The organism is Microcoleus sp. Pol7_B2 (assembly GCF_036701035.1).
Lineage (GTDB): Bacteria > Cyanobacteriota > Cyanobacteriia > Cyanobacteriales > Microcoleaceae > Microcoleus.
The window spans coordinates 1-1,751 of record NZ_JAUBQB010000187.1; the positions used below are offsets into that span (position 1 = coordinate 1).

At 44.1% G+C, this 1,751-nt stretch carries 2 protein-coding genes; one reads left to right on the top strand and one right to left on the bottom strand.

What is annotated here, in order from left to right; all coding sequences use genetic code 11:
• Positions 1–53 precede the first annotated feature (53 nt).
• Positions 54–899 carry a transposase family protein gene (locus tag QUA57_RS28445; RefSeq protein ID WP_333251561.1) on the top strand — a complete coding sequence of 282 codons (846 nt, stop codon included), beginning with the start codon at positions 54–56 and terminating at the stop codon, positions 897–899.
• Positions 900–961: 62 nt separating this feature from the next.
• Here QUA57_RS28445 and QUA57_RS28450 read toward each other — a convergent pair whose 3' ends face one another.
• Positions 962–1,258 carry a hypothetical protein gene (locus QUA57_RS28450; protein WP_333065140.1) on the bottom strand — a complete coding sequence of 99 codons (297 nt, stop codon included), beginning with the start codon at positions 1,256–1,258 and terminating at the stop codon, positions 962–964.
• Between the last annotated feature and the right edge of the window lie 493 nt (positions 1,259–1,751).

Sequence of the window (1,751 nt, forward strand, 5' to 3'; positions counted from 1 at the left end):
CTATTCTTTCTCTGCGCTGTGCTTATCTCAATGGTCAACTTTCCACTTGATATATGTGCAAAACTGAGATGCACCCATGCCTCAAGGCCCTGTTGTCAATAGACTTTGAGATGCGCTTACCCTGGATAATTAACAAAGGCGGTGGCAGAAAGCCAAAGCTTTTCGTGAGGGAGCAGATCTTGCTAACTTTAGTCTACCTCCATCACATGCCAACGTTTCAAATATTGGGTGTGCAATTCGGGGTGAGTGAATCGACAGCGCACAGTCAGTTTCATTACTGGTCAGAGACCTTGCGAGAATTGTTACCAGCGAGTTTATTAGAACAAGTAAAAAAAAACGAAAGAGACTGGGAATGGGTCAAGGAAATGCTGGAGGAATGGGAGTTAGTGGTAGATAGCTCAGAACAAGTCAGGGAAAGACCTAAAGACTATCAAGAGCAGAAAAAGTGCTACTCAGGAAAGAAGAAAAATCCTACGCGGAAAAATCAGTTGATTGTCCTACCAAATAGAAGAGAGATAGTGGATGTTATAGTGGGGAAACCGGAACCCAATAGCGATATTAATTTATTTAGAGAGCGACGGTCAGAATTTGCGGTTGGGCAAAGGTTTTTCGGGGACAAAGGTTATGTAGGAGAGGAGCAGATTGAGACTCCCCACAAAAAACCGAAGAAGCAGGAATTAACGGCCGACCTGAAAAAAGAAAATAAAAAATTATCAAAGCAACGAATTGTTGTTGAACATAGGATTAGATTACTCCAAATATTCCGAGTAGCCTCTGAGAGGTTTCGGCTAAGCTCCTCCCGATATGAGCAGGTAATTCTGGCAATTTGCAGGTTAGTCAGGTTGCGAGTGGGAGCCTTAATACTGCCACAATTAAAACCAGAAGACAGTGGGGTCTAAATTGCAGTGCTACCCTATCTAGATTTGGGTTCTAAATTAACTGAAACTAGCTCAAACCCTGATTAACCCGTGTTAGAAAGCAGAGATTTTTGAGAAGAGTTATAATTGGCAAAGCCTTTACCAGATAAGCTTTGCGAGTTTTGGGAGATGTCTACAGGTAAGGTCAACAATCGTAGCTTGCGAGGCGGGAGGCCATCGCGCCGTTTTTTGTCTCCTGCTGTTAAGCGTGACGGCTTAAAGATTTCAAGACTCAGCCCCTCCCATAGCAGAGCTTCTATTGGTGCTATCGGCGAACTCGGTAGTTGCGTGGCTCGACCCCAGTCTGGATTACCTGAATGAGCTGGGCGTTTTCCGCTCATAAAATTTCATCACGATTCCAGAAGTTCTCATACTTACTCTGATTGTAACGCCAGTAAGAACGAGTGTGATTTTTGCTTAATATCGCGTATCGCGTGGTAGAGGTTAAGAACGAGTGCCTGGTTGAGGGCGATGGCTTCCTTAAGTTTAAGTTGACACCAATGGATTTTGCCTTAGCTCTAGTCCCAGTAAGCCGCATCATCATATTGAACCACTGAATTCTTCTAGCGCTGCGTGGGAGAGAGTTTGCCCCAAAGCCGTATTTTGGCCCAAAAAAAGACCCCATAGTTATAAAGAGGAGTCAGCCAGCGGAGGTCTGAGCAGTGAAGGACAGCCGAAACCCTTGGTGTGTATAGGTTCAAAAAAAAGTCAAAAATATTTTCGCAAAACGCTTGACAACCCTGGGGAGAGTTGATACATTAATAAAGCGCCAGAAGGGAAGCGGTTCACTGAACCACAACCGGAAGGTAAAAAACTGAACCTAGAAAAAAGAAT